Annotated in this window: 25 protein-coding genes; 12 read left to right on the top strand and 13 right to left on the bottom strand. The window is 65.7% G+C overall.

Going from position 1 to position 26,702, the window contains the following annotated elements; translation table 11 throughout:
- Positions 1 to 50 precede the first annotated feature (50 nt).
- From HBF24_RS14620 to pgmB, 3 genes are all read right to left on the bottom strand, one after another.
- A complete protein-coding gene (locus HBF24_RS14620) occupies positions 51 to 2,336 on the bottom strand; it encodes a glycoside hydrolase family 65 protein (protein ID WP_167174394.1) in 2,286 nt (761 codons plus the stop codon).
- Positions 2,337 to 2,567: 231 nt separating this feature from the next.
- Positions 2,568 to 5,084 carry a TonB-dependent receptor gene (locus HBF24_RS14615; protein WP_167174391.1) on the bottom strand — a complete coding sequence of 839 codons (2,517 nt, stop codon included), beginning with the start codon at positions 5,082 to 5,084 and terminating at the stop codon, positions 2,568 to 2,570.
- A gap of 86 nt (positions 5,085 to 5,170) precedes the next feature.
- Positions 5,171 to 8,176 carry a beta-phosphoglucomutase gene (gene pgmB / locus HBF24_RS14610; RefSeq protein ID WP_167174388.1) on the bottom strand — a complete coding sequence of 1,002 codons (3,006 nt, stop codon included), beginning with the start codon at positions 8,174 to 8,176 and terminating at the stop codon, positions 5,171 to 5,173.
- Between the two features lie 366 nt (positions 8,177 to 8,542).
- Here pgmB and HBF24_RS14605 point away from each other — a divergent pair, with 366 nt between their 5' ends.
- Positions 8,543 to 9,541, top strand: coding sequence for a LacI family DNA-binding transcriptional regulator (locus HBF24_RS14605; RefSeq protein WP_343162776.1), 999 nt, complete (start codon positions 8,543 to 8,545; stop codon positions 9,539 to 9,541).
- A gap of 9 nt (positions 9,542 to 9,550) precedes the next feature.
- Here the strand turns inward: HBF24_RS14605 and HBF24_RS14600 are convergent, their stop codons facing one another.
- The gene (locus tag HBF24_RS14600) at positions 9,551 to 9,877 is read right to left on the bottom strand and encodes an antibiotic biosynthesis monooxygenase (protein ID WP_167174385.1); all 327 of its coding nucleotides are present in this window, start codon (positions 9,875 to 9,877) and stop codon (positions 9,551 to 9,553) included.
- Positions 9,878 to 9,932: 55 nt separating this feature from the next.
- Positions 9,933 to 11,069 carry a YbfB/YjiJ family MFS transporter gene (locus HBF24_RS14595; RefSeq protein WP_167174382.1) on the bottom strand — a complete coding sequence of 379 codons (1,137 nt, stop codon included), beginning with the start codon at positions 11,067 to 11,069 and terminating at the stop codon, positions 9,933 to 9,935.
- 96 nt (positions 11,070 to 11,165) lie between these two features.
- Here HBF24_RS14595 and HBF24_RS14590 point away from each other — a divergent pair, with 96 nt between their 5' ends.
- Both HBF24_RS14590 and HBF24_RS14585 read left to right on the top strand, forming a co-directional pair.
- Positions 11,166 to 12,059 (top strand): LysR substrate-binding domain-containing protein, encoded by an 894-nt coding sequence (locus HBF24_RS14590; RefSeq protein WP_167174379.1) that lies wholly within the window; start codon positions 11,166 to 11,168, stop codon positions 12,057 to 12,059.
- On the top strand, positions 12,056 to 12,889 hold the full coding sequence (locus HBF24_RS14585; protein ID WP_167174376.1) for an NAD-dependent epimerase/dehydratase family protein: 834 nt from the start codon (positions 12,056 to 12,058) through the stop codon (positions 12,887 to 12,889). Before HBF24_RS14590 ends, HBF24_RS14585 begins: the two co-directional genes overlap by 4 nt.
- Here HBF24_RS14585 and HBF24_RS14580 read toward each other — a convergent pair.
- From HBF24_RS14580 to HBF24_RS14570, 3 genes are all read right to left on the bottom strand, one after another.
- Positions 12,886 to 13,293 (bottom strand): hypothetical protein, encoded by a 408-nt coding sequence (locus tag HBF24_RS14580; RefSeq protein ID WP_167174373.1) that lies wholly within the window; start codon positions 13,291 to 13,293, stop codon positions 12,886 to 12,888. The genes HBF24_RS14585 and HBF24_RS14580 overlap by 4 nt on opposite strands.
- 5 nt (positions 13,294 to 13,298) lie before the next feature.
- Positions 13,299 to 13,763, bottom strand: coding sequence for an Mpo1-like protein (locus HBF24_RS14575; protein WP_167174370.1), 465 nt, complete (start codon positions 13,761 to 13,763; stop codon positions 13,299 to 13,301).
- 105 nt (positions 13,764 to 13,868) lie between these two features.
- Positions 13,869 to 14,771: a phosphoribosylaminoimidazolesuccinocarboxamide synthase gene (locus HBF24_RS14570; RefSeq protein WP_206064360.1), complete on the bottom strand. Its 903-nt coding sequence runs from the start codon at positions 14,769 to 14,771 to the stop codon at positions 13,869 to 13,871.
- 127 nt (positions 14,772 to 14,898) lie between these two features.
- Here HBF24_RS14570 and HBF24_RS14565 point away from each other — a divergent pair, with 127 nt between their 5' ends.
- The 4 genes from HBF24_RS14565 (at position 14,899) to HBF24_RS14550 (ending at position 17,667) form a co-directional block, all read left to right on the top strand.
- Positions 14,899 to 15,219, top strand: a complete 321-nt coding sequence (locus tag HBF24_RS14565; RefSeq protein ID WP_167174364.1) for a c-type cytochrome — start codon at positions 14,899 to 14,901, stop codon at positions 15,217 to 15,219.
- Complete coding sequence (gene djlA / locus HBF24_RS14560) at positions 15,216 to 16,010, top strand: co-chaperone DjlA (protein WP_167174360.1); 795 nt, start codon at positions 15,216 to 15,218, stop codon at positions 16,008 to 16,010. Before HBF24_RS14565 ends, djlA begins: the two co-directional genes overlap by 4 nt.
- A gap of 41 nt (positions 16,011 to 16,051) precedes the next feature.
- Positions 16,052 to 16,723: a ribulose-phosphate 3-epimerase gene (gene rpe, locus HBF24_RS14555; RefSeq protein WP_167174355.1), complete on the top strand. Its 672-nt coding sequence runs from the start codon at positions 16,052 to 16,054 to the stop codon at positions 16,721 to 16,723.
- Between the two features lie 275 nt (positions 16,724 to 16,998).
- Complete coding sequence (locus HBF24_RS14550; RefSeq protein ID WP_167174352.1) at positions 16,999 to 17,667, top strand: hemolysin III family protein; 669 nt, start codon at positions 16,999 to 17,001, stop codon at positions 17,665 to 17,667.
- A gap of 11 nt (positions 17,668 to 17,678) precedes the next feature.
- Here HBF24_RS14550 and HBF24_RS14545 read toward each other — a convergent pair whose 3' ends face one another.
- Together HBF24_RS14545 and HBF24_RS14540 are read right to left on the bottom strand one after the other, a co-directional pair.
- Positions 17,679 to 18,158 (bottom strand): DUF456 domain-containing protein, encoded by a 480-nt coding sequence (locus HBF24_RS14545; protein WP_167174631.1) that lies wholly within the window; start codon positions 18,156 to 18,158, stop codon positions 17,679 to 17,681.
- Between the two features lie 11 nt (positions 18,159 to 18,169).
- The gene (locus HBF24_RS14540; protein WP_167174349.1) at positions 18,170 to 19,006 is read right to left on the bottom strand and encodes an RsiV family protein; all 837 of its coding nucleotides are present in this window, start codon (positions 19,004 to 19,006) and stop codon (positions 18,170 to 18,172) included.
- On the opposite strand from HBF24_RS14540, the gene HBF24_RS14535 reads away from it, so the two are divergent.
- Positions 19,005 to 19,727 carry an RIO1 family regulatory kinase/ATPase gene (locus tag HBF24_RS14535; RefSeq protein ID WP_240922593.1) on the top strand — a complete coding sequence of 241 codons (723 nt, stop codon included), beginning with the start codon at positions 19,005 to 19,007 and terminating at the stop codon, positions 19,725 to 19,727. The genes HBF24_RS14540 and HBF24_RS14535 overlap by 2 nt on opposite strands.
- A gap of 81 nt (positions 19,728 to 19,808) precedes the next feature.
- On the opposite strand, the gene HBF24_RS14530 is transcribed toward HBF24_RS14535, so the two are convergent.
- Positions 19,809 to 21,113, bottom strand: a complete 1,305-nt coding sequence (locus tag HBF24_RS14530) for an NAD(P)/FAD-dependent oxidoreductase (protein ID WP_167174345.1) — start codon at positions 21,111 to 21,113, stop codon at positions 19,809 to 19,811.
- A gap of 52 nt (positions 21,114 to 21,165) precedes the next feature.
- Positions 21,166 to 21,942 carry a ferredoxin--NADP reductase gene (locus tag HBF24_RS14525; protein WP_167174342.1) on the bottom strand — a complete coding sequence of 259 codons (777 nt, stop codon included), beginning with the start codon at positions 21,940 to 21,942 and terminating at the stop codon, positions 21,166 to 21,168.
- 158 nt (positions 21,943 to 22,100) lie between these two features.
- On the opposite strand from HBF24_RS14525, the gene dusA reads away from it, so the two are divergent.
- The 4 genes from dusA to HBF24_RS14505 all read left to right on the top strand — a co-directional run bounded on the left by dusA (position 22,101) and on the right by HBF24_RS14505 (position 25,804).
- The gene (gene dusA / locus HBF24_RS14520) at positions 22,101 to 23,147 is read left to right on the top strand and encodes a tRNA dihydrouridine(20/20a) synthase DusA (protein WP_167174339.1); all 1,047 of its coding nucleotides are present in this window, start codon (positions 22,101 to 22,103) and stop codon (positions 23,145 to 23,147) included.
- A gap of 74 nt (positions 23,148 to 23,221) precedes the next feature.
- Positions 23,222 to 23,548, top strand: a complete 327-nt coding sequence (locus tag HBF24_RS17220; RefSeq protein WP_206064359.1) for a hypothetical protein — start codon at positions 23,222 to 23,224, stop codon at positions 23,546 to 23,548.
- On the top strand, positions 23,548 to 24,249 hold the full coding sequence (locus tag HBF24_RS14510; protein WP_167174336.1) for a response regulator transcription factor: 702 nt from the start codon (positions 23,548 to 23,550) through the stop codon (positions 24,247 to 24,249). The genes HBF24_RS17220 and HBF24_RS14510 overlap by 1 nt, the downstream gene beginning before the upstream one ends.
- A 175-nt stretch (positions 24,250 to 24,424) precedes the next feature.
- Entirely contained in the window at positions 24,425 to 25,804 is a 1,380-nt protein-coding gene (locus HBF24_RS14505; protein WP_167174333.1) for an ATP-binding protein, read from the top strand.
- A gap of 109 nt (positions 25,805 to 25,913) precedes the next feature.
- On the opposite strand, the gene HBF24_RS14500 is transcribed toward HBF24_RS14505, so the two are convergent.
- The gene (locus tag HBF24_RS14500) at positions 25,914 to 26,669 is read right to left on the bottom strand and encodes a M90 family metallopeptidase (protein ID WP_167174330.1); all 756 of its coding nucleotides are present in this window, start codon (positions 26,667 to 26,669) and stop codon (positions 25,914 to 25,916) included.
- Between the last annotated feature and the right edge of the window lie 33 nt (positions 26,670 to 26,702).

The raw sequence follows: 26,702 nt of genomic DNA, 5'->3' as shown, positions 1-26,702 counted from the left end.
CACCGTAAGGCCGGGAGAGGGAGTGGGACTTACGGTGCTGCGGGCGCGCATCAGTGCGCGTTCCCGGTGTCGCCGGTGGCTGGCGTGCGTGTCAGCACGACCTTGCCGGCGGCGTTGCGCTGAATGTGGATGGTGATGCGTTGGCCGCCGATGGCGATGCGACGCAGCGTCAGCCCGTTCCAGCCTGGCGGCAGCACGGGCGGGTAGGCCTGCACGATGCCGCCATCTTCGATGCGAAGGCCGCTCAGGCCGTACATCACGCTTTGCACGAAGCCGGCCGAAGTCGCCAGGATGTAGCCGGCGTTGTTGCTGGCCGTTTCGCTGCGCACATTGAATGGCGCCTTGAGATAGCCCTTGAGGTTGGCCTGCAGCCAGTGCCCGGCGGTACGCGCATCGCCCAGTTCGGCGGCGCCGACGGTGAGCATCGCGGTCATCATTTCGTTGGGCGGTACCGGCGAGGCGTGAATGGCTTTCAGCTGCGCGGCAAAATCGTTGCGGCGCACCGTGGGCGACATGGCCAGGTCCAGATTGGGATACATCAGCCAGGCCAGGGTCGCGCCCATCCAGGTGTCCTTGTCGTGGGGCGTGTCCGGGTCGAAGTTGTAGTGACGTTGCTCGGCCTTGGAGAAGGGAATCACCAGATGCTTGGCGATGCGCGACCACTGCGGGTCGGGCGTGGCGCCCACCACGGCCGCCGCCTTCACCGCGATGCGCAGTGCCTTGCGCGCGGCGGCGTTGGTGAAGGTGTCGTTGGGAACGTCGTTGTAGTCCTCGTCGGGCGAGGTGACATGCAGAATCTGGTAGCGCCCGGTGGCTTTGTCCTCGCTGACGCGGCTGGCCCAGAAGCGTGCCACGTTGGCGATCACCGGCCAGCCGACGGTTTTCAGCCAGTGTTTGTCACCGGTGGCCAGGTAGTACTGCCACTGCGCGATGGCGACATCGGCGTCCAGGTGCACTTCGCGCACCATCTGCCAGGCAAAGTGCGGGGTCTGGTCGCTGCCGGTCTGCGGATCGGCCTCCCACGGGTACATGGTGCCGCGATAGCCGTAGCGCTTGGCCAGCGCCTTGGCCGGCCCCATGGTGCGATGGCGGAACATCACAATCGGCTTGGCGCGATCGGGGTGCAGCAAAAGCAGGGCCGGGAACACCCACGAATCGGAATCCCAGAACGCGTGTCCGGCGTAATTGGGCGTCAGCGCACAGGCGCCCATCGGCCAGGCTGTGCCGGTGGTGCTGTTGGCTAGCAGGTAGTAAAGGTCCGAATGCAGTGCCTTCTGCACCTTGGCATCGCCGTCAACGATGATGTCGGTTTGCCACAGCTTGGCCCAGGCCGCGCGATGGGCTTGCAGCAATGCATCAAAGCCGCGCGTGCGTGCCTGGCGGGCCAATGCGAGGTCGGCCTTGGCATCGCCGCCCCAGCCTTTGCGTGACAGGGCGACAAACTTGTCAAAGTGATAGGTGTGGCCTTTTTGCACATGTACGGTCAGGTCCAGCGATAGCCGGTACGGCCCTTTGTGCAGCGATGCCTTCAGTGGCTTCATGCCGGCCGGCAAGGCTACGGTCGCCGCCTGCGCCATGCTCAGTCCGTTTTGTGCCTGGCCGTTGAGCCATAGAGACAATGCGTTTGCGTCGCCGTCATCGTTCACGATGCGCGTGAAGCCTGCGTACCACACCGGTGCGCGGTCGGGTGTCGGCGCCGGCTTGTCGTTGAGGTTCTGGCCACTGGCGATGACCGCGTCGGTCATCTTGGCAAAGCTCATGGTGGCGATGGGAAACCGTGGCTGGTGCTCGCTCCACAGCCGCAACGGAAAGCGCAGCTGCACATCGCCGGTGAACTGCGGCGTCAGGGTCAGGCGGGTCACGCCGATGTGGTGATCGGCCTGGCTAACAAAGCTGGTGACGTGCACCTGCGTGGCGCGGCCGGCGTAATCAAAGCGATAGCGCGTATCGAGCACGGCGGCATGCATGTCCAGCGTCTGCGCGTAGTGCTGGAAGATGCGGCCATTCAACTTCACCTGGTTCAGCCAGCCCTTGCCGGCGTTGTAGTCGACCTCGCTCCAGCCGGGAATGGCCGCCGGGCGCGCGATGTCGCCCTGGGTGTAGTCCATGAAGGCGACCATGTAACCACGCGCCGGGCCGGTGCCGCGCGGGGTGGTCATGGTCGAGAAGTAGCCGTTGGCCAGGTACGAGGGAAAGTAGTGGCCAAGGTCGGAAGCATGCGCGGTGAAGCGGAAGCTCTCAGCCGCTGCTGTCGCAGACGATGCTGGCGCGTTGGCTGCATTGGCGCCGGCACAGGCCAGCAGCAACAGCGCGAACGCGAGTGCGGGGCGTTTCATGGGCACTCCGTAAAGTCATGCACCCTCAACGGACACGCACAGGCGGTCCCCTTTCCAGCGGCGCAAGGCAAAGCGGGCACGGCACCTCCATGTGCTGGGCCTTGGGCCTGTCCGCACCTTGAGCCATACCGGTGCGGACAGGTGTCTGAGCTAGATCAGGAGCGTGAGCGGCAGCATCGACGCAGGCGTTGACGCGTGCCTTTTGTTACCGCTCACGCTCCCCGGCGCCGGTCAGAACTCGTACTTGACCTGGAAGTTGACCTCACGGCCCTCGATGGAACGGGCCAGGATCACGCCACCGCCGCTGGCAAAGCCGAACAGGCGCGAGTTGCCCTCGGTGATGCCGATCTGGTTGGTCAGGTTGGTGCCGCGCAGGGTGTAGGTCCAGTGCGTGCCGACGTTGGCCAGAATGCCGGCGCTGACGTCGTAGTAGTTGCCCAGCGGCTGCTGCTCGATCAGGTCGCCGTAGCGATCGCCGACATGCTCGTAAGTGGCCCAGAACTTGATGTCACCCCAGGCGGCCGGGATGTGATATGCCGGCGTGATGCGGTACTGGAACTTGGGCTGACGCTGCAGCTGCATGCCGGTGATGCTGTCGCAGGCGGTGCCGCCGGACTGGGTCTGGTAGGACACGCAGCCCTTGTAGTTGGTGTAGTGGCCGTCCATGTAATCGCCGGTCAGCGCGATCGAGAAGTTGTCGGTCGGACGGATGGTCGCCTGGAAGTTCACGCCCTTGGTGGCCGAGCCGTAGGTGAAGCTCTGCTGGCCGTTGTCGGTGGTGATGGTGTATGGCACGCCATAGAACAGGCGGCGGTAGGCGGCCACGTCCACGTACAGGTACTTGTTCTGGTACTTGTAGCCCACTTCCATGTTGTGGATCTTCTGAACCGGCGTGGTCGGCAGGCCGCGCAGGTCGTCGAAGGCCGGGAAGTGGATGCCGTCATTGACGCGCGCATAGGCGCTGGAATGGTCGTTGAAGGTGTAGTTGGCACCAATGGTCCAGGACGGTGCGGACTTGGAGTAGTTGAGCTTGGTGGTGTCGCCGGTCAGGTACGAGGCATTGTTGTTGTAGAGCGTGTTGGGGTTGTTGTCCAGGTCACCCGAGGCATTGTTGGTCAGGGTGCCGTTGGCCGATTGGTGCTCGACACGCACGCCGGCGTCGAACAACCAGTTGTCGAGCTTCCACGAATCGGTGACGAAGAACGCGGTGTTGGTGGCGTTCCAGTCCTCATGCAGTGCGAAAGAGGAGCCGCTGGTGAAGCCCTGCGGATCGGTCAGCGCGTAAGTGGTGGCGCCGTCGCTCAGGTTGACCACGATCGGATTCGGGTTGTTCTTGGCCTGCAGCAGCATGTTGTTGCCCAGGAACCAGGTGTCCTTGGCCGAATACACCGCGGTGTAGTTGCCGAAGGTCAGCGTGTTGCCGTCGAACAACTCCTTGCTCAGGTGTACTTCGTTGCTGAACGAGCGGATGTTCTTGTTGACGTACCACAGGCCCTGCGTGGTCACGTTCTCGTTCATGTCGGCCGGCTTGCCGTTGGTATAGGTGGCGCTGGCAGTCAGGTCGGTCGGCAGGCCGTCGGCCGCTTCCTTGCCGGCGATGAAATCGGCCAGCGAGGTCGGGTTCTGACCGGTGGAGAAGAACGAACGGGTGTCCATGTTGCCGCCGGTGAAATTGAACTTGTCGTTCAACGACCAACCGCTGCCGAAGTCCAGGTCCAGGTTGCCGCCAATCATGTGGATGTCGGCACCGCGACCATCGGCCAGGTCCACGCCCACGCCGCCGGGTGTGCAGCCGGCGGTGGCGCACGGTGTGGTGGCGATGGTCTCGTAGCGGTCGGCATTGGAGCCGAAGGTGCCGGTCAGCGGGCTGAAGCCGGGGTAGTTGTCGAACTGGCCCTTGCTCGGATTGAGAATGGGCGTGTCAGTGACGAACTGGTTCTTGTCGTGCAGGGCGCGGGCATAGAACATCACCGAGCCGTTGTCCAGGTCATGCGCCAGCGTGGCGGTGAGCTGGCCGCCCTTGTCGGCGGAGAACTGCGGGTCGCGTACGCCGTCGGACTTGCGCCAGAAGCCGCCGATGCTGCCATACCAGTTATGGCCCAGCGGAAAGCCATAGAAGCCGTCCAGACGCTGCATGCCTTCCGAGCCGACGGTCAGGCCGATGTCTCCGGACGGCACATCGGTGCCCTGCTTGAGGATGAAGTTGGCGGTCAGGCCGGGCTGGCCGTTGCCGTAGAGCACGGCCGGGCCACCCTGCACGGTTTCGACGCGGTCGATGGTGTCATCGAGGCGGAACATCGAGGAGTTGGCCAGGAACGACAGCGTGGAGGCCGGGTAGATCGGCGAGCCGTTCATCTGCACGGTGACGAACGGCGCATCGCCGCCGCCGGGGAAGCCGGCCACTTCGATGTTGGCACCGGTCTGGCCACCGGATGATTCCGGGAACACGCCCGGCGACATCTTCAGCAGGTCGGCGGTGCTGACCGGATTCTTCTCCTTGATCTCGGCATAGCTGGCGGTGGTGATGGAGTAGCTGGCGTCGATCTTGCGAAGACCGAGCGCGGCGGCATTGCCGGTAATCACCACCTGGTTGAGGCTTTGCGGATTGGAAGCACTGGAGCCGGCCTGGGCCTGCTTCTTGGCCGGCGTCTGGGTGGCGGTATCCTGGGCCATCACCGTGCCGGACATCAGCACGGCGGCGATGGCCGCAGCCAGGGTGACGCGGGTAAAGCGCGAAGTGCGGTTCATGTTGTCTCCTCCCCTACGAAAAACGGGTATCTGGGTTGTTCTGCTTGTTATGGGTTCAACTGCAACAGCCGGCCGCGCCGACCTGATCACGCCGCTTTGAGCATGCTCAGGTCGAACGAGGCCAGATCGGGTACCACGGCATCGGCGTCGTGCAGCACCTCCGGCTTGCCAACGCCCAGTGACGCCATGCCGGCGGCACGGATGGCGGCGATCCCTGCCACCGCGTCCTCCACGCCCAGGCAGGCGTCGGGATGCACCCCGAGGCCGGCCGCGGCGGTCAGGAAAATTTCCGGATCGGGTTTGGAGCGGGCGATGCGACCGGCATCGACCACGTAGTCGAACTGCTGGGCGATGCCCAAACGCTCCAGTAGCAGCGGCGCGTTGCGGCTGGCCGAGGCCAGACCCACGCGCAGGCCGGCCTGACGCACCTTCGAGAGCGCATCGGCGGCGCCGGGCAGCAGGTGTTGCGGGCCGAACTGGGCAATGCGTTCGACGTAGTAGCGGTTCTTGCGCTCGGCCAGTTCGGCCTTTTCGTCGCTGCTGAAAGCGCGTGGCGCACGTTCCAGAATGATTTCCAGCGAAGTGGCGCGGTCGACGCCCTTCAGGCGCTCGCCCACCGCGGCATCGAACGGCACGCCGATTTCGCCGGCCAGCCGTTCCCACGCCTGCATGTGGATCGGCGCGGTGTCGGCCAGGACGCCGTCCAGGTCGAAGATCACCGCCTTGAAGTCGGTATCCTGGCGGCGCGCGGCGGCCGGTAGCGGGCGCACGGTGTCGCTGCCGGGGCGCACCTCGATGTGTTCGCCATCGTGATGCAGCCACAGCGGCTGGGCGCCATCGGTGTGGTAGTGCACCTGGCTGGCATCGACACGCACCTTCAGGCGCTGGCCGTGCCAGACGATGCCAAAGTGATAGCCGTTCCAGGCCTTGGGCAGCACGGGGCGCAGATGCAACTGCCCGCTGGCGATGCGCATGCCACCAAAGCCCCAGGCCAGGCCCAGCCAGCTGCCGGCCATGGCGGCCATGTGCGCGCCGTGATCGGCATTGCCGTGGCGATCGTCCAGATCCACGCGCAGCGTGTCCTGGAAGTAGTGCCAGGCCTTGTCCGGGTAGCCCACTTCCGAGGCCATGATGCCGAAGGTCGATGGCGACAGCGTCGAGTCGTGCACGGTGACGCCTTCGTAGTAATCGAAGTTGCGCCGCTTGGCCGCCAGCGACACGGTCTCGCCACGAATCAGCAGCGCCAGCAGCGCGTCGGCCTGCTTGCAGACCTGGTGGCGATACAGCGTCAGCGGGTGACAGTTAAGCAGCAGCGGACGTTTGCCGGCGCCGCCCAGCGGGCCGGGCCAGCGTGGCTTGTCCAGAAAACTGTCGTCCTGCGGAAAGATGCCAAGGCGCGCATCTTCCTCCAGGTACATGGCCTCGGCGGCGGCCTTCCAGGCGGCCAGCTCGGTTTCCTCCAACGCCAGGCGCGTGCGCAGGGCCTGGTAGTCATCCGGACGTTTCTTGCGCATCGCCTCGGCGACGGCAACCGCGTCGCGAAGATGCGCCTGCGCCATGCGATTGGTGTAATGATTGTTGTTGACCAGCGCGGTGTATTCGTCCGGTCCGGTGACTTCGTGGATGCAGAAAGCACCGCCGCGGCGGGCATTGAAGTGGCCCACCTGCATCCACACGCGCGCCATCTCCAGCAGCATTTCGGCGCCGTGGCTGTACATGAAGTCGGTGTCGCCGCTGACATCCACATAAAGGCGGATGGCGTAGGCCACCGCGGCGTTGATGTGATATTGCGCCGAGCCGCTGGGGTAGTACGCCGAGCACTCGTCGCCACTGATGGTGCGCCAGGCGTACAGCGCGCCGGTGGGGTGATTCATTTCGCGGGCGTGGGCGCGGGCGCGGTCCAGCGTGCGGTGGCGGTAGACCAGCATATCGCGCGCCAGCTGCGGTTCGGTCAGCGCCAGCACCGGCAGCGCGAAGACCTCGGCATCCCAGAAATAATGGCCTTCGTAGCCTTCGCCGGTCAGGCCCTTGGCGGCCATCGAGCCATCACCGTGGCGCACGACCGACTGGTAGACGTGGAACAGATTGAAGCGCAGCGACTGCTCGGTCAGCGCATCGCCGTCGATGCCCAGCTCGGCGCGCTGCCAGAACCGGGCAAAGTGCGCCGCTTGCGCCTGGGCCTGCGAGGCGTAGCCGGCCGGCACGGCCTGATCGAGTACGTCGCCGGCCCGTTCCAGCAACTGGCGGGTGTCCCCGGCAAAGCCCGGTTCGCTCCAGGCATAGGCGACAAATTTTTCCAGCGTGACGCTCTGGCCGGGGGCCAGCGTGCCTTCGAAAACCTGACCGGCGCGGTGCTCGCTGTAATGGGTGTCGGCCAGTGTCAGCGTCTCGCCGTGCAGGCGGTGCTGCTGCGCGCAGGCCATGGCCACTTCGCTGTGGCGGGTGCGCTGCAGCATCCAGGCGCGGTCGGCATCGACGCCACGGCCGATGATGTCCAGGCCACCGTGCACGCGCACGCCGATGCGCGGGTCGGCGCCCTGTTCCTTGGCGGTGTGGTCGCCGGCCAGCTGCGAGTCGAGCCGGATCGGGCCGCTGTAGTCCACCGAATGCACGGTGTAGCGAAGGCACATCAGCCCCGGCACCTGCATCGAGACCAGGCGCTCACTGTCGATGCGCAGGGTATGGCCTTGCGGCGAGCGCCACTCAAGCGCGCGCTTCAGGCAGCCATGGCGCATGTCCAGGCGACGCTCGAAATGCAGCCACTCGCCGTGCTCCAGGTCTACCGCGTGCTCGCCCAGGCGCAGGCCGATGCCGGTGCCGTCGACCACCGGCAGGCGTGTGTCGGTGGTGCGCGCAAAGCCCGGAAAGCGTTCGTGATAGTCAATCGCCGAGCGTTCCCACACGCCGCTCAGGAAGCTGCCCTGGGTGGCGCTGGGGTATTCCTCCAGGCCGCCGCGCACACCCAGCGAGCCGTTGGACAATGCGAACAGCGTTTCCTCGAACGCGGGGCGCTGGATGCGTCCCCCGCCGCGGCTGACGTGCCAAGGATCAAGCGGCGTGGTGGTGGAAGGAAGGGGCGATTGATCGGTCACAGCGCAGGTTCCAGACAGGGAAGCCAGACCCGATCACTCGTGGCGGGCAGGCGGGAACCATAGCTATTGGGCATGTATGTCCCCCTTCCTGGCCGCTCGCTGCATCTTCTGAATGGATGTCGTCGGGCGTGGCAAGTGTGTTGATGTGCGGAAGCTAAGCAGCATTGATATCGATGTCAAGATATCGATATCAATTATTCCTTGATGGCATGAATAAAAATTCTGTACAGCGCTGTCATGCGCCACGTCGAGTGGCTGCGTGGACGTTGCCGCCGTGCCTGCGCGACACTAACGGTCCGCACCGATGCGTGACGCTGTGCCTGGGGGCTCGCGCCATGCCCGGTGGTTTTGCGAGAGTGCATCTGCGTGAGCAAGCGAAGCATCCAGCCGTCTGGCGGCAACCTGACCATGGCCGATCTGGCACGCATTGCCGGGGTCTCCAAGATCACCGTCTCGCGCGCGCTCAGCGACAGCCCGCTGGTCAACGAAAAAACCCGCGAGCGCGTGCGCGAGATCGCCCGTCAGCACGGCTACAAGCTCAATGTCAGCGCGCGCAACCTGCGTTTGCGGCGCAGCCAGACCGTGGCGGTCATTGTGGAGATGAAGCCCTCGGCCGATCGCGCCATGTGGCATCCGTATCCATTGATCCTTTTGGGCGGCATCTCGCAGGAACTGACTTCGGCCGGCTACAGCGTGGTGCTGACCACGCGTGGCTCCAAGGCACCGGCGGCGCAGGCGGCCGATGGCATGATCCTGCTCGGCCAGGGCGCGCGCGAGGATGCCGTGCACCAGTTCGACCGTTGGCACATGCCGATGGTGGTGTGGGGCGCGCCGGGCGAGAACGAGGCGCACATCACCGTGGGCAGCGACAACCGGCGCGGTGGCGCCGCCGCGGCCGAGCGTTTCCTGGCCATGAGGCGGCATCGGCCATTGTTTCTGGGCAACCCCGATTACCCGGAGCTGCGTGAGCGCCTGGCCGGTTTCAGTGATGCACTGGGCCGTCATGGCATCGAGCCGCAGGTGTTGGTATTGGGCGCGTTTTCCCCCGATGCCGGCTACGAGGCGGTGCGCAAGCTGTTATCCAAGCGGGTGCGCTTTGACGCCATTTTCGCCGGCAGCGACCTGCTGGCCATGGGCGCGGTGCGGGCGTTGATCGAGGCCGGCCGCCGCGTGCCGGAAGATGTCTCGGTCATCGGCTACGACGACGTGCCGATGGCCGCGCAGTTCATCCCGCCGCTGTCGACGGTCAGTCAGAACTGGCAGGAAGGCGGCGAGCTGCTGGCGCGCAAGGTGTTGGCGCTGATCGAGGGCCAGCCGGCGCAATCGGAAATGCTGCCCAGCACGCTGGTGGTACGCGCCACCTAGTGGGCGCGCTCAGGCGCCGAAGGCCGCACCCTCCAGGTGATCGGCCACTTCGTACAGGCGCACCAGCGGCTCCATGTCCAGCAGGTAGCGATCTTCCTGGTCCGAATACACCGCGCGCTCGGGGTCGGAGCCGGCCCAGTCGCGCATCGCCTGATCCGATTCCCACACCGTGATCAACTGGAACTCGCACTGCTCGCCCTGCTCGCGGCGCAGCAGAAACGCCTGTTTCAGGCCCCGCTGCCGCCGTAGCGGCGGCAGGGCAGCGGTCTGCAGATGCTCGAAATAGGCCTGGGCCTGATCGTTTCGGGTAATGCCGCGCCAGATCCGCGCAATCATGCCGGGTTCCTCGAAAGCCGTTGTGCGTCACTGGCAGCCTAGCACCGTGCGCGGGCTACCGCGCACACCGGCGTCGCACCGCGCAGGCGGCCAGGCCCAGCAGGCACGAGGCCAGCGCCAGCAGCAGCGGCCAGTGGAAGCTGTGCAGGCGTTCGGCCAGCGTGCCGGCCAGCAGTGGCCCGGCAATCTGCCCGGCGCTGAAACCGGCCGTAAGCACCGCGATCAGCCGCGCCGGATCGTGCGGATGCAGGCGCCGCGCCTCGTCCATCACCAGCAGCACCACCGGCATGCTGACGATGCCGCAGCAAAGCGTGCCGAGAATGAAGCCGGTCAGCGTGGGCAGCGCAAGACAAAGCCCGATGCCGATGCCCAGTGACAGGCAGCAAGCGGCCAGCGCCAGGCGGCGGCTGAAGTGCCGCGGCAGCATGGCCACGATGACCACGCCCAGCATCGCCGCGCTGCCGTAGAGCGGCCAGAACCACTCGCGCAGTGCCGGCAGGTGCAGGTCGCGCCCGGCGATCACCGGCAGGAAGGTGGCCGGAATGATGTAGCCAAAGCCCAGCAGGCTGTAGGTGGCCACCAGCGACCAGGCCGGACCCGAAGCGGGCAGGGCTCGCGCGTGGTGGGCGGCATGCGCCTGTGGCGGGCGTGCCAGCACGCGCCAGATCAGCGCGCTGGCCAGCAGCGCCAGCACACCAAAGCCGACCCAGCCCTGGCGCGCGCTCATGCCCAGCGGGCGCAGCAGCGCCACCAGCACACCGCTGAGCGCGATACCGACGCCCGGACCGGCGAAGACAATGGCTTCGCGCCGCGGTGTCGGCTCGCGCATGCGCGACAGGCCAAAGGCAATGCCATGGATCACCAGCGCCGCCGAGGCAATGCCGCCGATCAGACGCAGCGCCAGCCACACGCCAAGATGGCTGGAAAAACCCACCGCCAGCGTCGCCAGCGAGGCCAGCAGCAGACCGCCGCGCAAAGTGCGCCGCGCGTCCAGTTTCCAGATTGAGCAGCCCAGCGCACCGATCAGGTAGCCCAGATTGTTGGTCGAGGCCATCCAGCCGCCGGCGGAAAGGCTCAAGCCCAGATCGTCGTGCATCAGTGGCAGCAGCGGGGTGAAGATGAAACGGCCGATGCCCAGCGCGACCAGCAGCACGGTCATGGCGCTGAAGGCGATGGCAAGATCGTGGCGCATCAGGCAGTTCCAGTGGTGGGGAAGTGGCTCATGCTACGCGCGACAAAATTTCGATTAAAATGAATTTTTCGAAGCCAATCGTTCGATATTTCCGATATGGATCTGCGCGAGCTGGAAACCTTTCGTGCCGTGGTGGAAGCCGGCGGCGTGGCGCGTGCGGCGCAACGGCTGCATCGTGCGCAATCGAGCGTGACCGCGCGCCTGCGTCAGCTGGAAGCCTCGCTGGGCGTGGCACTGTTCCGTCGCGAAGGCCGGCGCCTGGCGCTGACGCCGGCCGGTGACGCCCTGGTCGATTATGCCGGCCGCATGCTCGAGCTGGCTGACGAGACGCGCCAGGCCGTGCGCCGTGACGGCGTTTGCGGTCGCGTGCGCCTTGGCACCATGGAAAGCACCGCTGCCAGCCGCTTGCCGCGACCGCTGGCGTCGTTTCATGGCGCGCACCCGCGCGTGGCCGTGGAACTTCAAACCGCGCCCTCGCGCGATCTGCTCAGCCGCTTGCAAGCCGGCGAGCTGGACCTGATCGTGGCCGGCGACGATGTCGACCGCAGCCAGTTTGTGGCCACGCCGCTGTATCGCGAAACCCTGGTGCTTGTCGCCGCGGCGGGCGCCGAGGCCCATACGTTTCCGCAGGCGCTGGCTGGCGGCACGCTGCTGGTGTTTCGTGGTCAGGGCTGCGCCTATCGCCGGCGCCTGGATGCCTGGCTGGCGCATCGGCGCATCGTGCCGGGGCGCACGCTGGAATATGCCTCGTACCATGCCATCCTCGCCTCGGCGGCGGCTGGCGTCGGTGTCTGTCTGGTGCCGCAGTCGGTGCTGGACATCTACCCGCAGCGCGATGCCTTGAGCGTGCACGCGCTGCCGGCGCGCTTTGCCCGCCTGCCGACGCTGCTGATCCGCCGCCGCGACCAGCACAGGGTGGCCGTGGCGCAGCTGGCCGAACACCTGCGCCGTGATGCGCGTTCGGCCTCGCCGCAGCAGGCCGCCGCATGAAGGTGCTGGTGTTTGGCGGCAGCGGGCAGATCGGACAATTCCTGTTGCCGCGACTGGTGGCGGCCGGCAATGAGGTGCATGCGGTCAGTCGCCAGCCGCGAGAAGGTTCGGGCGTGCAATGGCATCGCGGTGCGCTGCCGGAGGTGGCCCTGCCGGAGTCTTTGGCCTTCGACGCCATCATCTGCGCCGGGCCGCTGACATCGTTCGTCGACTGGCTGGCACGAACAACCTTGCCGGGCACACCGCGCATCGTTGCGATGTCCTCGATGAGCGTGATCAGCAAGCAGGCCTCGCCCGATCCGGCCGAGCGGCGCATGGTCACTGCGATGGCCGAGGCCGAGCGGCAGTTGGCGAGCCTGTGTCAGGCGTGCGATCGCGGCTGGATGCTGCTGCGCTGCACGCTGGTGTATGGCGCCGGGCGCGATGCCAGCCTGACGCCGATCGCGCGCCGGGCGATGCGCTGGCGCGTGTTTCCGCTGCCACAGGGGCGCGGGCAGCGCCAGCCGGTACACGCCGATGATCTGGCGCAGGCCTTGATTGCCGGTGCGCGGCTGGAGCCTGCGCCGGATCGCATCGTGCAGCTGGGCGGCGGCGAGCGCCTGAGCTCGGCGCAGATGTTTGCCCGCGCGCGTCGCGGCTTGCCGTTGTGGACCCTGCCGCTGCCGATTCCACATGGAGCCTTGGGTCTGCTGGCGCGCGCGCTGCCTGGGCGTGCCGCCATGCTTGGACGCCTGGATAGCGATTTGGTGGTCGACAATGCGCTGGCCGAGCAGCTGTTGAAGATCCGGCCGCGCGCCTTTGCGCCGCGCTGGCCCGCCGACGCCGACTAGCGCGAGTACAGCACCAGTGTCAGCAGCAGCGGCACGATGGCGGCTGCCGCGCCCATGCAGGCGTGGCTCAGCGCCAGGCGATGCCGGCTGACCGGCACCAGCCGCCAGATCAACAACGCGCCCAGCAGCAGATCGGCCAGCAGCGCGCCGCGCACCCAGGGCGAGGCCCAGGGGTGATGCGGGTCGATCTGTCCCTTGCCGGCGATGATGACTGCGGCCAAGGCCAGCACGCCGGCACCCAGCGTCCACAGCAGGGCGGCGTAATAGGCGCGGTTGAACAGGATTTGCCCGCCACTGGCCCAGCGCAGCACGCCCCATGCAATCAATGCCGGCAGCACTGCCAGCACGCTGGCGGCGAGCACGAAATACACCGCCGAGGCGCCAAGCGTGAGCCAGGTATGCACGTTGCCTACCAGGCCACGCCGAAGCGACGCAGCGCCTTGCCCATCAGCCAGGCCGGTCCGATCAGCAGATATTGCAGGTCGGTGAAGAACGAGGGCCGCCGGCCTTCAATGGCATGGCCGACAAACTGGCCGACCCACGCGGCGACAAACAAGGCGGCCGCCAGCCACAGCAGGCCGTGCGCGCCCAGGGCCAGATAGGCGAAGTGCGCAATGATGCCCATGACGATGAAGGCCCCGGCCATGCCAAAGGCGATGGGCCGCGAAAGGCGCGTGTAGAACAGGTACGCCAGGAACATGGCGACAAAGGCCCAGAATCCGGCGCGGCCAAAATCGGCCGGAATCGGCGCTGTCCACAAAGCGGCCACCACGCACCAGGTGATCACCGGCACGCACACCCAGTGCAGGGCGCGGTTGGCGGGGTGTTGGTGATCGGCGCTGTAGGCGCCAAACCAGTCGTGGACCGATCGCATGGGCAGGCAAAGGTGTGGACGGAAACTGCCGATCAATTTACGCCGCACGCACGTCCACGCAAAGCTGCGCCGCCGCATCGGACGGCGCAGCGTGCGAAGTGTCGTTCAGTCCAGCTCGATGCCGGCCAGGCGCTTGAGCGCTTCGGCGTACTTGGCCGCGGTACCGGCGATCACTTCGGCCGGCACCTTGGGGCCCGGCGCGGTCTTGTTCCAGTCCAGCGTTTCCAGATAATCGCGCACAAACTGCTTGTCGAAGCTGGGCGGGCTGGTGCCGACCTTGTACTCGTCTTCCGGCCAGAAGCGCGAGGAATCGGGCGTGAGCATCTCGTCCATGACGTAGAGCTTGCCGTCTTCGTCGGTGCCGAACTCCAGCTTGGTGTCGGCGATGATGATGCCGCGATCGGCCGCGTAATCGGCTGCGTAGCGGTAGATCGCCAAGGTCGCTTCGCGCACCTGTTCGGCCAGTTCGCCGCCGACCTTTTCCACCATCTGGTCGAAACCGATGTTCTCGTCGTGGTCGCCGGTGGCGGCCTTGGTCGAGGGCGTGAAGATGGGCTCGGGCAGCTGCTCGGCCTGGCGCAGGTGATCACGCAGCGCGATGCCGCACACCGCGCCGGTGGCCTGGTAGTCCTTCCAGCCCGAGCCGATCAGATAGCCGCGGGCAATGGCCTCCACCGGCACCGGCTTCAGGCGTTTGGTGACCACCGAGCGCTTCTCGTACAGCCTAAGATCCGCACCGGCCGGCAGCACCTCGGACACCGGCGTGCCGGTCAGGTGGTTGGGCACGATGTGCGCGGTCTTGGCGAACCAGAAGTTGGAGATCTGCGTGAGCATCTCGCCCTTGCCGGGAATCGGATCGGGCAAGATGACGTCGAACGCCGACAGGCGATCGGAGGCCACGATCAGCAGACGGCCACCGGGCAGGTCGTACACATCGCGAACCTTGCCGCGATAGCTGGGGGTCAGACCGGGCAGGTCCGATTGGCTGAGACAGGTGGGCACAGGCAAACATTCCGTGGGGGACGATCAGCCCCCATTGTAACGGTTGCGCCGGGCGGCCGCGGCCGTCTACGGCAATTCACCCATGCCCTGATAGAATTTGCTTAGTTCGCTGCCGGTTTTCAGACATCATCCGATGACACGCATTTACCTTGTGGCCGCCGCGCTGCTGGCCTTCAGTGCGCCCGTGTGGGCGACCTTGCCTGCCAAGCCGCCCCAGCTGGGCCTGTGTGCCGCCTGTCATGGCGAGCACGGCCAGGCGCGCGTGCCCGGCGCGCCCAACCTGGCGGCACAGAAGTACGATTACCTGATGCATGCGCTCAAACAGTACAAGAACGGTCAGCGCGACGTACCGGTGATGCGCGCGGCGATCGGCCCGATGAGCCAGGCGCAGCTTGAGGCGCTGGCGCGTTGGTATGCCGCGCAACCGGGCGCCGCGGCTCAGGAGACACCATGATTGGTGCGCTGATTGGCGCCCTGCTGGGCCTGTTTCTTCTGCACAACCCGGTCGGTCTGTTGATCGGCGGCGCCATCGGCTACCTGTTCGATGGCAGCCGGCGCCTGACGCATCGCCAGCATCAGAATTCCGGGCAGTACATCGGCCCGCTGTTCGCTGTGCTGGGCGCGGTGGCCAAGGCCGACGGCCGTGTCTCGGAGGCGGAAATCGCCGTGGCCGAGCGCCTGATGGGGCGCATGGGCCTGAACACTGAGCAGCGCCGTCACGCCATTTCCAGCTTCAACACCGGCAAGCAGAGTGGATTCTCGCCGGAGCAGGCCATCGCGCAACTGCGGCTGTGGTGCGGCGGGCGCCGCGATCATGCCTTCCCGATCCTGGACGTGGTGGTCGAAACGGTGCTGGCCGAGGGCGCTTCGGAGGGCAAGCTTTCACTGCTTCGCCAGTTGGCGCGCGCACTCAACGTCAGCGAAATGGAGCTGATGGCGATGATGGCGATGAAGGGCTACGCCTGGAATCCCGGCGCCGGCGGCCGCAGGTATCAGCCCGGTGGCGGCGGCCAGCGCTACACGCCGCCGATGCGCACGCAAGGGCCGGACCCCTACGCGGTGCTGGGCATTGAGCGCAATGCCGACGAACGCGCCATCAAACGCGCCTATCGCAAGCAGATTTCCGAGCACCATCCGGACCGCTTGGGCGATCTGCCTGAGGACTTGCGCCGTCGCGCCGAGCAGCGCGCCAGCGAGATCAATGCCGCATACGAGCGCATCAAGGCCGAGCGCGGCCTGCGCTGAGCGATTCATCCAACCCCTTTACGCCGCACGCGGAGAGCACCATGGCCAAGCAATCGTCGATTATCGCCCCGTCCATTCTCTCGGCCGATTTCGCCCGCCTGGGCCAGGATACGGCCGACGTGCTGGCCGCCGGCGGCGACTGGGTGCATTTCGACGTGATGGACAACCATTACGTGCCCAATCTGACCATGGGGCCGATGGTGCTCAAGGCGCTGCGCGAGTTCGGTATCGACGCGCCCATCGACGTGCACCTGATGGTCAAGCCGGTCGATCGCATCATCCCCGACTTTGCCAAGGCCGGCGCCAGCCGCATCAGTTTCCATCCGGAAGCCAGCGAGCATGTCGACCGCACCATCCAGATCATCCACGAGCATGGCTGCAAGGCCGGCCTGGTGTTCAATCCGGCCACGCCGCTTAACTGGCTCGATCACCTGATGGATCGCATCGATCTGGTGCTGATCATGTCGGTGAACCCGGGTTTCGGCGGCCAGAGCTTCATTCCCACCGCGCTGGACAAGATTGCCCAGGTGCGCCAGCGCATCGACGCCAGCGGGCGTGACATTCGTCTGGAGGTCGATGGCGGCGTCAAGGCCGACAACATCGGCGACATCGCCGGCGCGGGCGCCGACACCTTCGTTGCCGGTTCCGCCATCTTCGGTGCAGACGATTACGCTGCCGAAATCACACGCATGCGTGCTGCCATCGACAGCTGATGCGCCGCAGCATGGTGCGGTCCGGACGGCCCGTGTGCATGCGTGTGCAAGGCGGGGGCACCAGGGCGGACTTTCTTCGCGCTTTCGCTGTAACTCACCGTGGCGGATGCGTTTTACCACTCCGAAAGTGTGTCGAAGCGGCGGCTGCTGGTTGATCTTCGACTCAGTGGCGAGGGCGCGTGAAGTTGACACAAGTCGTGCGCGCCAGTGCTGCATTGCGCTATGTTTCGGGGGTGGCCGTTGTTGGCGCTTTCCCCATCCCCGGATCGAAGTCCATGTCCCACGCCATCACTTCACGTGTTCCGCGCTATGCCTTTGGCGATGAACTGGCCAGTAGCGTCGTCCACGGTATCGGTATTTTGCTGTCCATCAGCGGCCTGGCCGTATTGGTGGCCTTTGCCGCGCTGTACGGTGATGCGCGCGCGGTGGTCGCCAGCGCCGTGTTCGGCAGCACGCTGATCCTTTGCTACACCGCGTCCACGCTGTATCACGCCATTCCCGGCGAGATGCCCAAGCGCGTGTTGCGCACGCTCGATCACATTGCCATTTTCCTGCTGATAGCCGGCACCTACACGCCGTTCACCCTGCTGGCACTGCCCGGCGTCTGGGGCTGGAGTCTGTTCGGCCTGATCTGGGCGTTGGCCATCGCCGGAAGTGCCGCCGAGCTGGGCTGGCTCAAGCAATACCGCAAGCTGGCGGTGGTGATGTACGTGGCCATGGGCTGGGTGGCGCTGATTGCGCTGGAGCCCTTGAGCCGCCACCTGGAAATGGGTGGACTGGTGCTGCTGCTGGCGGGCGGTGTTACCTACACGCTGGGTGTGCCGTTCTATCTGTGCCGGCGCTTGCCGTTCCACCACACGCTGTGGCATCTGTTTGTGCTCGGCGGCAGCGTGCTGCACTTTTTCGCCGTGCTGCTGTACGTGCTGCCGGACGGCCCTGCCTGACCGCGGAGCGCTCAGAACAGCCAGGCGCCGCCGAAAATGCCCAGCATCACGAACGAGGCGATGATCTTGGTCAGCGTGCCCAGCAACAGGCCAACCCAGGTACTGACGCCGACGTGAGCTGAGCGCAATACGCTGGATCCCGAGCACAGCTCGCCGGCCAGTGCGCCCAGGAACGGGCCGAAGATCAGGCCGGGCAGGCCAAAGAACAGGCCGATCACCGTGCCCAGCGCCGAGCCCCACAGCGCGGCCGGTTGTGCGCCCACGCGCTTGGCGCCGATGACGCCGGCCAGAAAGTCCACCAGCAGTGCCAGCGCGCCAACCACGGCGATGACCGCCAGCCAGCCGCCGCCGACGTGCTGATAGCCATCCACCCACGCCGCCAGCCACAGGCCGCCGAACAGGATCGGAATGCCGGGCAGTGCCGGCAGGATGGCGCCGGCAAGTCCCGCCAGCACCAGCAGCACCGACAACACGTACAGGCCGACGTCCAGCGCGTTCATGCTCAGCCTCCGTCGGCCTCGGCCACGTCCTGCTCATGACCCCCGAAGGCGGGACGGTAGCGATCCTTGAGCAACGGAAGAAGGTCTTGATTGCTGATGTGCACCGACTGCGGGCCGGCGGCATAGGCGGCCACCTGGTGCGGCGGGAAGATGATGGTCAGGCCGCGCGCGGTGCGGCCACGGCCGTCGATGGTGAACACATCAAAATTGGCCGCGTGCGCCCGCGTGCCGCGGTCCAGGCGGCGATCATGGCCGCTGGTGTGGCCGTGCAGGCGCTGGTAGAGCCGGCGGCGCGCGATGGTGGCAATCTGCTTCAGACCCTTTTTCGGATCGGCCAGCAGGTCATCCAGGGTAATCAGCTGATGCTTGCTGGTGTCCTCGGTAAAGCTCACCGTCAGCGGCTTGCCATGTGGGCCACCGAGATAGCGGTCGCCCTGACCGAGCACGCTGACAAAGTCCGGCGTGCGCCCACGCAGCGAGAAATTCAGGCTCAACTCACGCGGATAGTCGCCGGTCAATGGCGGCAGGTCACTCTTTTGCATGTGCTGCACAAACGCGTCGCGGTGTTTTTCACCGTACTCGCGCATGGCCTTGGCCAGGGTGGCATCGTGCCGCGGCAGACGCGGATAGCGTACGGTGACCGCGTAGCGATCGGTGCGCATCTGCTCGACGTGCGGGCCGGCGGGCTTCTTCTTCGCCGCCTTGGCCTGGCTGGGGGCGGCGCTGCTAGCGGCCGCAGCCGGAGTCTTGCCGGCATCGTCGTGTTCGCCTGAGCCACAGGCGCACAACAGCGCGGCGGCAGCGACTACACTGGTGAATCGGACAACACGAGCCAGCATGAACAACCTCCCGGACAACACAAACCCCGTCAGTGTAACGGAGGCGGCCGCGTCGGCGCAGGCTGACGGCGAGCGTTTGCTGAAGGCCGATGAGTTGGGCCGCATCGAATGTTGCCGGCGTGACGGTGTGCTGGTGATCCGCCGGGACATTGCCGCGGCACGCTGGTGGGCGCGCGGCTTTGCCCGCCGCGCCGCACGCCGCGAAAGGCGCGCACTGGAACGTCTGACCGGTCTGGCGGGTGTACCGCAGCTGGTGGCCTGGCGGCGCAACGAGCTGCTGCGAAGCTACCTGCCGGGCCAGCCGATGCAGCAGGCCAAGCCGCGTGACCGGGCCTATTTTCGCGACGCGCATCGCCTGCTTTCGCGCCTGCATCGTCGCGGCGTGCTGCACAACGATCTGGCCAAGGAGCCCAACTGGATGGTGCTGGCCGATGGCTCGCCGGGCCTGGTCGACTTTCAGCTGGCCTGGGTGCCGCGCCGCCGCGGTGCGCTGTTCCGACTGCTGGCACGCGAGGACTTGCGGCACCTGCTCAAGCACAAGCGCACCTATTGCCCGCAATGGCTGACCGCGCGTGAGAAAGCCATTCTGGCCACGCCGGCGGCCCACGCCCGGGTCTGGCGGGCCACCTTCAAGCGCGCCTACAAGCTGATCGCACGGCGCATCTTCGGCTATTGGGACAACGAAGGGCGTGGCCGGGTACGTGATCAGAGTGAGAAGTGAGAAGTGAGAGGCCGCGCCAACGTCGCTATCTGCTCTCTCCCACTCCTCACTCCTGGTTCCTCACTTCCCGCTCTTGAGTCCCTACTGCAATCGCACCGAGGGCCGCACCCAGCGGCTCATGCGGTCGATCAGCCACAGCAGGCCACCCTTCCAGAAGCCGTGCAGGCGGGCCTGGTGGCTGCGGTAGAGCATCACATGGCTGAACTGCGCAATGCGACCGCGAATGAAACCGCCCTTGAAGAAGCCAAAGCGGCCCAGCGTGCCGAAGGCGGTGTAGTCGCCCAGCGAGACCAGCGCGCCGAAGTGGTGATAGGTAAACGGCTTTAACTGACTTTTGCCGGCCAGCCAGTCCGGCAGTTGGCTGGCCAGGTGCTGGGCCTGCTGGTGGGCCGCCTGCGCGGTGGGGCCGAGCGGGCTGTCGCTGTCTTCGGGGAAGAACGCCGCGCAGTCGCCCAGCGCGAAGATGTGTTCGTCGCGCGTGGTCTGCAGGGTGGCGGTCACTTTCAGCCGCTGTTGCTTGTCGGCTACTTCCAGATCGTCCAACTGGCACACTTCATCGGGCGCCTTGACGCCGGCGGCCCAGACTTTCAGTGAGGCCTCGACCGGCGCATCGTCCTTGAGCTCGAAGCCTTGCTCGGTGGCTTTTTGCACCATGGCATCGGTGCGCACTTGAACGCCCAGATCCTGCAACTGGCGTCGCACGCGGCCGGAGACGCTCTCCGGGAACGCCGGCAGGATGCGCGGCCCGGCTTCCAGCAGGCGGATGCGCGTCTGCTGGCGCAGGTGTTCGGCGCCGTAGCCGCCCAGGTTGTCCACCAATTGCACCAGCGAAGCGGCCAGTTCCACGCCGGTGGCGCCACCGCCGACGATGGCCACATCAATGGCTTGGCCTGATTCCAGTGAGCGCAGGATGTGCGTGCGCAGATCGTGATTGAACTGCTCGGCCTCGGCCTGGCTATCGATGTGGTGGCAGTGGTCGGCCACGCCCTCGATGCCAAAGTCGTCGGCGACCGAGCCGATGGCCAGCACCAGCACGTCGTAGTCGAGCTTGCGGGCCGAAAGGATGGTTTGGCCTTGGGCATCTTGCAGCGGCGCCACTTCGATCTGGCGTGCGCTGCGGTCCAGGCGTCGCAGTTTGCCGGGGCAAAAATGAAAGCCGTGATGGGCCGCATGCGCCACGAAGGGCACCCGGCGCAGATAGCCATCGCGCGTGCCAGCAGCGATGGAGTGCAACATCGGCTTCCACAGGTGGCCGGCTTCGCGGTCGACCAGGGTGATGTTGGCCTTGCCCTTGCTGCCCAGGGTGCGACCCAGCCAGGTGGCCAGTTCCATGCCGGCGACGCCGCCGCCGACGATGACGATTCGCTTGCTGTCGTGCTCGTTCATCGGTTGCTCCCGTCGGTGCGTGCACCTTCGGGAGCGTCTGGCCCGCCCGGGCTTACTTCTCCACGAAGGCGCGTTCGATCACATAGTCGCCCGGCTGGCGTGTACGCGGCGAGATGACGAAGCCGCGACCGTCCAGCAGTGCACAGGTGTCTTCCAGCATCGACGGACTGCCGCAGATCATGGCGCGGTCCTCGGCCGGGTCCAGCGGCGGCAGGCCGGTGGTCTCGCCGAATGCGCCGTCGACCAGCGCATCGGTGATGCGGCCCTGGTTGCGAAACGGCTCGCGGGTCACGCTGGGGTAGTAGAGCAACTGCTTTTGCACCATCTCGCCCAGGTACTCGTGCTGCGGCAGTTCGCGCTGGATGTAGTCGGCGTAGGCCAGGTCGTTGACGTGACGCACGCCATGGCAGACCACGATGGTCTCGAAGCGCTCGTACACGTCCGGGTCGCGGATGATGCTCATGAAGGGTGCCAGGCCGGTGCCGGTGCCCAGCAGGTACAGGCGCTTGCCGGGTTTCAGGTCACCCAGCACCAGCGTGCCGGTGGGCTTGCGCGAGACAATGACCTCGTCGCCCACCTTCAGGTGCTGCAGGCGCGAGGTCAACGGGCCATCGGGCACCTTGATGGAGAAGAACTCCAGGTGCTCCTCGTAATGCGCGCTGGCAATGGAATAGGCGCGCATCAGCGGACGGCCGTCCACCGGCAGGCCGATCATGACGAAATGGCCGCTCTCGAAACGGAAGCCCGGATCGCGCGTGGTCTTGAAGCTGAACAGCGAATCGTTCCAGTGGTGCACGTCGATGACGCGCTCCGTGGCCATGGCGACCATAGTGACCTCTGTGGTTGAAGCGAAATTCAAAGCGGCGCCCAAGTTGCCACGACGACCGTTGACGGCCCGTCCAGACGTGACGCGCAGGCGGACTCTGGCGGGCTGCGTGTACCATGGCGCCCATTCGATGACCGATGTGCGCTCTTTAAAGATTCACGATGTCCGCAGCTTCCCACCACAGCACGCCGCAATCGGCGGCCGCCGCATTCGACACGACCCGGAAGGCTGGGGGCGCCGACGGCCCCTGGCGTCTGAGCGTGGCGCCGATGATGGACTGGACCGACCGGCATTGCCGGTACTTCCATCGACTGCTCACGCCGCATGCCCGATTGTACACCGAGATGGTCACCTCCGCGGCGCTGGTGCACGGCAGTCGCCTGCATCTGCTCGAGCACAGTCAGCAGGAGCACCCGGTTGCCTTGCAGCTGGGCGGCAGTGATCCGGCGGAACTGGCACGCGCGGCCCGCTTCGGCGAGCAAGCCGGCTATGACGAGATCAACCTCAATGTCGGTTGCCCGTCCGATCGCGTGCAGTCCGGACGATTTGGCGCCTGCCTGATGCGCGAGCCGGCCTTGGTGGCGCAATGCATGCAGGCGATGGCCGCCGCCGTGGCGGTGCCGGTGACGGTGAAGTGCCGCATCGGTGTGGATGACCAGGACGCCTACGCCGACTTGCAGCACTTCACCGAAACCATGCTTGAAGCCGGTGTGCGCGTTCTCACCGTGCATGCGCGCAAGGCCTGGTTGAAGGGCTTGAGCCCCAAGGAAAACCGAGACATTCCGCCACTCGACTACGAGCGCGTGTACCGTCTGAAGCGTGAATTTCCGGAGCTGGTCATCGCCATCAACGGCGGCATCACCACGGTTGATCAGGTGCGCGAGCATCTGGCCCATGTCGATGGCGTGATGCTGGGCCGCGCCGCCTATCACAACCCGTATCTGCTGGCCGAAATCGAGCAGGCGCTGTGGGGCACGCCGCTGCCTACGCGCGCCGAAGTGCTTGAGCACATGCGTGGTTATGTCGAGGCCGAGCGCGCGCGCGATGTGCACCTTCGCCACATCACCCGGCACTTGTTGGGGCTGTTTCTGGGGCAGCCGGGCGGGCGCCGTTTCCGCCGAGTGTTGTCCGAAGGCGCGCACCTGGCCAATGCCGATTGGTCGCTGCTGGAAGAGGCGCTTTCGCAGACCCGGCCGCGTGCGGCCTGAAAGGGTTTTGACGTTTCCTCCACGGTTTGGTTCAGCAGCAATTAAATGCTCGCTGGCATGATGAATGAATGCTGTTGAGTTCTGAACGATTCCCTCGCCTGCACACTGTCCGCGCCCGAGTTGTGCCGGCCACGGTGATGACATGCCTGCTGCTGGCAGGCATGGCGTTCGCGCATCAGGCTCGTGGCAAGGTAACCAAACCGCACCAGCGCATGACGCTGGAACAGGCTGTGGCCAAGGTGCAGAGCGATACAGGTGGCAAGGTACTTGCCGCCGACACGCAGCGCCGAGGTCGAACCATTGAATATCGCATCAAGGTATTGACGCCCAACGGTCACGTGCGCGTGGTGCCGGTGCGAACCGAGGCCCGATGGGCCAAGAATGACAAGGAGAAACGTTGATGCGCATCCTTTTGGTGGAGGACGAGGCGCCGTTGCGGGAAACCCTGGCTGCCCGCCTGAAGCGTGACGGTTTTGCCGTTGACGCCGCCTCCGATGGCGAGGAAGGCTTGTACCTGGGACGTGAGGTTCCATTCGACCTGGCCATTATCGATCTGGGCCTGCCCAAGATGTCGGGCATGGAACTGGTCAAGGCGTTGCGTGAAGAGGGTCAGCGTTATCCCATCCTCATCCTGACCGCGCGTTCAAGCTGGCAGGACAAGGTCGAGGGCCTCAAGCACGGTGCCGACGACTACATGGTCAAACCGTTCCATGTCGAGGAACTGCTGGCGCGCATCAACGCGCTGGTGCGACGTGCCAGCGGCTGGTCCAAGCCGGTGCTGGCCTGCGGTCCAATCAAGTTGGATACCACCGCGCAGACGGTATCGGTGGACGAGCGGCCGGTCGACCTGACCAGCTACGAGTACAAAGTGCTCGAATACCTGATGCTGCACGCGGGGGAACTGGTCTCCAAGGCCGACCTCACCGAGCACATCTACCAGCAGGATTTCGATCGCGACTCGAACGTGCTCGAGGTGTTCATCGGCCGCTTGCGTCGCAAGCTGGACCCGGAGAGCTCACTCAAGCCCATCGAGACCGTACGTGGGCGTGGCTACCGCTTTGCCATCCCGCGGACCGAGACCGAGGAAGACGAGACGGCCTGATGCAGCCGGCCTCGCCTGTCACACCACGGGGTGCTGGCAGGTCCTGGTGGCCGGAAGGTGCGGTAAGGTGCCTTCCGGCACACGCAAGACGATGTGCCACCTGTGACACCATGTCGCCGCACCGGATTCCGGTCGCGGCGTCATGCCTTGTGCGCTCACCGTTGCACGGAACGTCATGAAAGTCCGTCGTCCCCTGTCTCTTACAGCTCGATCCACGCTGGCCACCATCCTGGTGTTGGTGGCTTTTCTGGGCCTTACCGGGTTCTCGCTGGAGCGTGCCTATCAGGAAAGTGCGCTCAGTGCCTTGCAGGATCGCCTGCAAAGCTATGTCTATGCATACCTGGCCAGCACCGATGTCGGACGTGGCGGTCGTGTGCTTTGGCCGGATTCTTCCCCGCATTCGGATTTTCTGCGGCCCGGTTCGGGCCTGTACGCGATTATCGATTCGGATAATGGCGCGCACTGGGAATCGCCCTCGGCAGTCGGGCGCGACCTGCCGTTCCAGACCCGGCTCGATCCCAACCAGAGTGTGTTTACCGGCCCCATCGATACCAGTGTTGGTCCGGTCTACATCTACAGCCTGGGCGTGGCCTACGATGCGCCGGATGGGCAGTCGGTGCATCTGACTTTCAATGTGGCGCAGACGCAGACCCAGTTCCTGCACCAGTTGCAGGTGTACCGGCGCACGCTGTTCATATGGCTGGCGGCGCTTGGCGTTGTGCTGGTGCTGCTGCAATTGCTGCTGTTGCGCTGGAGCCTGTCGCCACTGCGGCGTGTATCGGTGGACCTGGCCGGCATCGAGCGTGGCGAGCGCGAGCGTCTGGAGGGGCGCTATCCGGTCGAGCTGGTGGGCCTGACGCGCAGTCTCAATGATTTCATCGAAAGCGAGCGCGAGCACATGGCGCGCTATCGCAATACGCTGGCGGATCTGGCGCACAGCCTGAAAACCCCGCTGGCGGTGGTGCGTTCGCGCCTGGACATGGGCGATGCCGATGCTGGCCTGCGCAACGACATCACCGACCAGGTGCGACGCATGGACGAGATCGTCGCCTATCAGCTCTCGCGGGCAGCAACTTCCGGTGGCCCCACCTTCGCCGCGCCGATTCTGGTTGGCGCGCACGCCGAGGACCTGGTGCGCAGCCTGGAGAAGGTGCATGCGGCCAAGGGCGTGCTTTGCGAGTTTGATATTGACGAAGAAGCCAACTTCTACGGCGAGCGTGGCGACTTGCTTGAACTACTGGGCAACCTGTTGGAGAACGCCTTCAAGTGGGCGCGCCATCGCGTGATGCTGCGCGTGCATGTGATCGAGCCCAGCGGGCATGCGCGTCGTGCCGGCATGTTGCTGGCGGTGGAGGACGATGGCCCCGGTATTCCTTCCGAAAAGATAGAGCACGTGCTGCAGCGTGGCGTTCGCGGTGACGAGCGGGTACAGGGGCATGGCATTGGCCTGGCCATCGTGCAGGACATCGTGCGCGCCTATCGCGCCTCGCTGGTGGTGGAGGCGTCCGAGGAGCTGGGCGGTTCGCGCTTCCTGGTGCGTTTCGAGGCCAGTTGATCTCGGGTGGAGGCTGCGACCAGATGGACAACCGGCCTGACGCCGGTGATCCATGGCGTCCATGTGGATTCTCGCGGATCGCTGGCGTAGCCCAAGTATGCGATGGCGTTTACAGCGGGGCGGGGGATGGCCCGTAGTAGCCGTGCAGCAGCTCGGCCACGCCGGGTTCATGCTGGCGCAGCCGGTGCGGCGCGGAAAAGTGCAGTTCGCTGACGACGGCAAAAAATTCCTGCGGATTCTCGGCCGCGTAAGGGTCGATATGCGTGGGCTGTCCGGCGCGCACCAGCGTGGCCAGTCGATCGTAGGCGTGCTGGAAGGTTTCGATCCAGCGCTTGCGCGAGACTTGCCGGGGTAGCAGCGGCACACCGTCGGTGCCACCGTCGAGCATGTCCAGCTTGTGTGCCATTTCATGCACGACCACGTTGTAGCCGTCCCATGGATGGGCCAGATCGTGCTCGATGTCGGCCCAGGAGAGGATCAGCGGCCCACGCTCCCAGGCCTCGCCGATCAGCACGTCGTCCGACTCGGTGATCACGCCGCCGGCCAGATGGCGCTGACGACGCACCTTGAAACGACCAGGGTAGACAATGACGTCACTCCAGCCGCGTAGCGCGCGTTCGCCCAGCATCAATAGCGGCACGCAGGCCTGCACGGCGATAAGCATGCGCTGGTGGTCATTGATATCGAAACTGCCCGCGCCATGTAGGTGCTTGTGGGCCAGAAAATATCCGGCAATGGTGCGCAGGCGCTCGCGGTGAGGCGCGCTCATGGCGTGTGCCAACGGTACCTGCGCACAAGCCTGCTGCCAGGTGGCAGGATCAATGCGTTGCGGATGCCTGCCGCGAAGGCGATCGAGCCAGCTCATCGTCTGGCGCAGCGCTCAGGTGCAGTGGCAGGG

Origin of the sequence: Oleiagrimonas sp. C23AA (assembly GCF_011759385.1) — a bacterium.
In the GTDB taxonomy this organism is placed as follows: domain Bacteria; phylum Pseudomonadota; class Gammaproteobacteria; order Xanthomonadales; family Rhodanobacteraceae; genus Oleiagrimonas.
The sequence above is the reverse complement of the archived record's forward strand: the minus strand, read 5'-3'. Positions and strand labels throughout refer to the sequence as shown.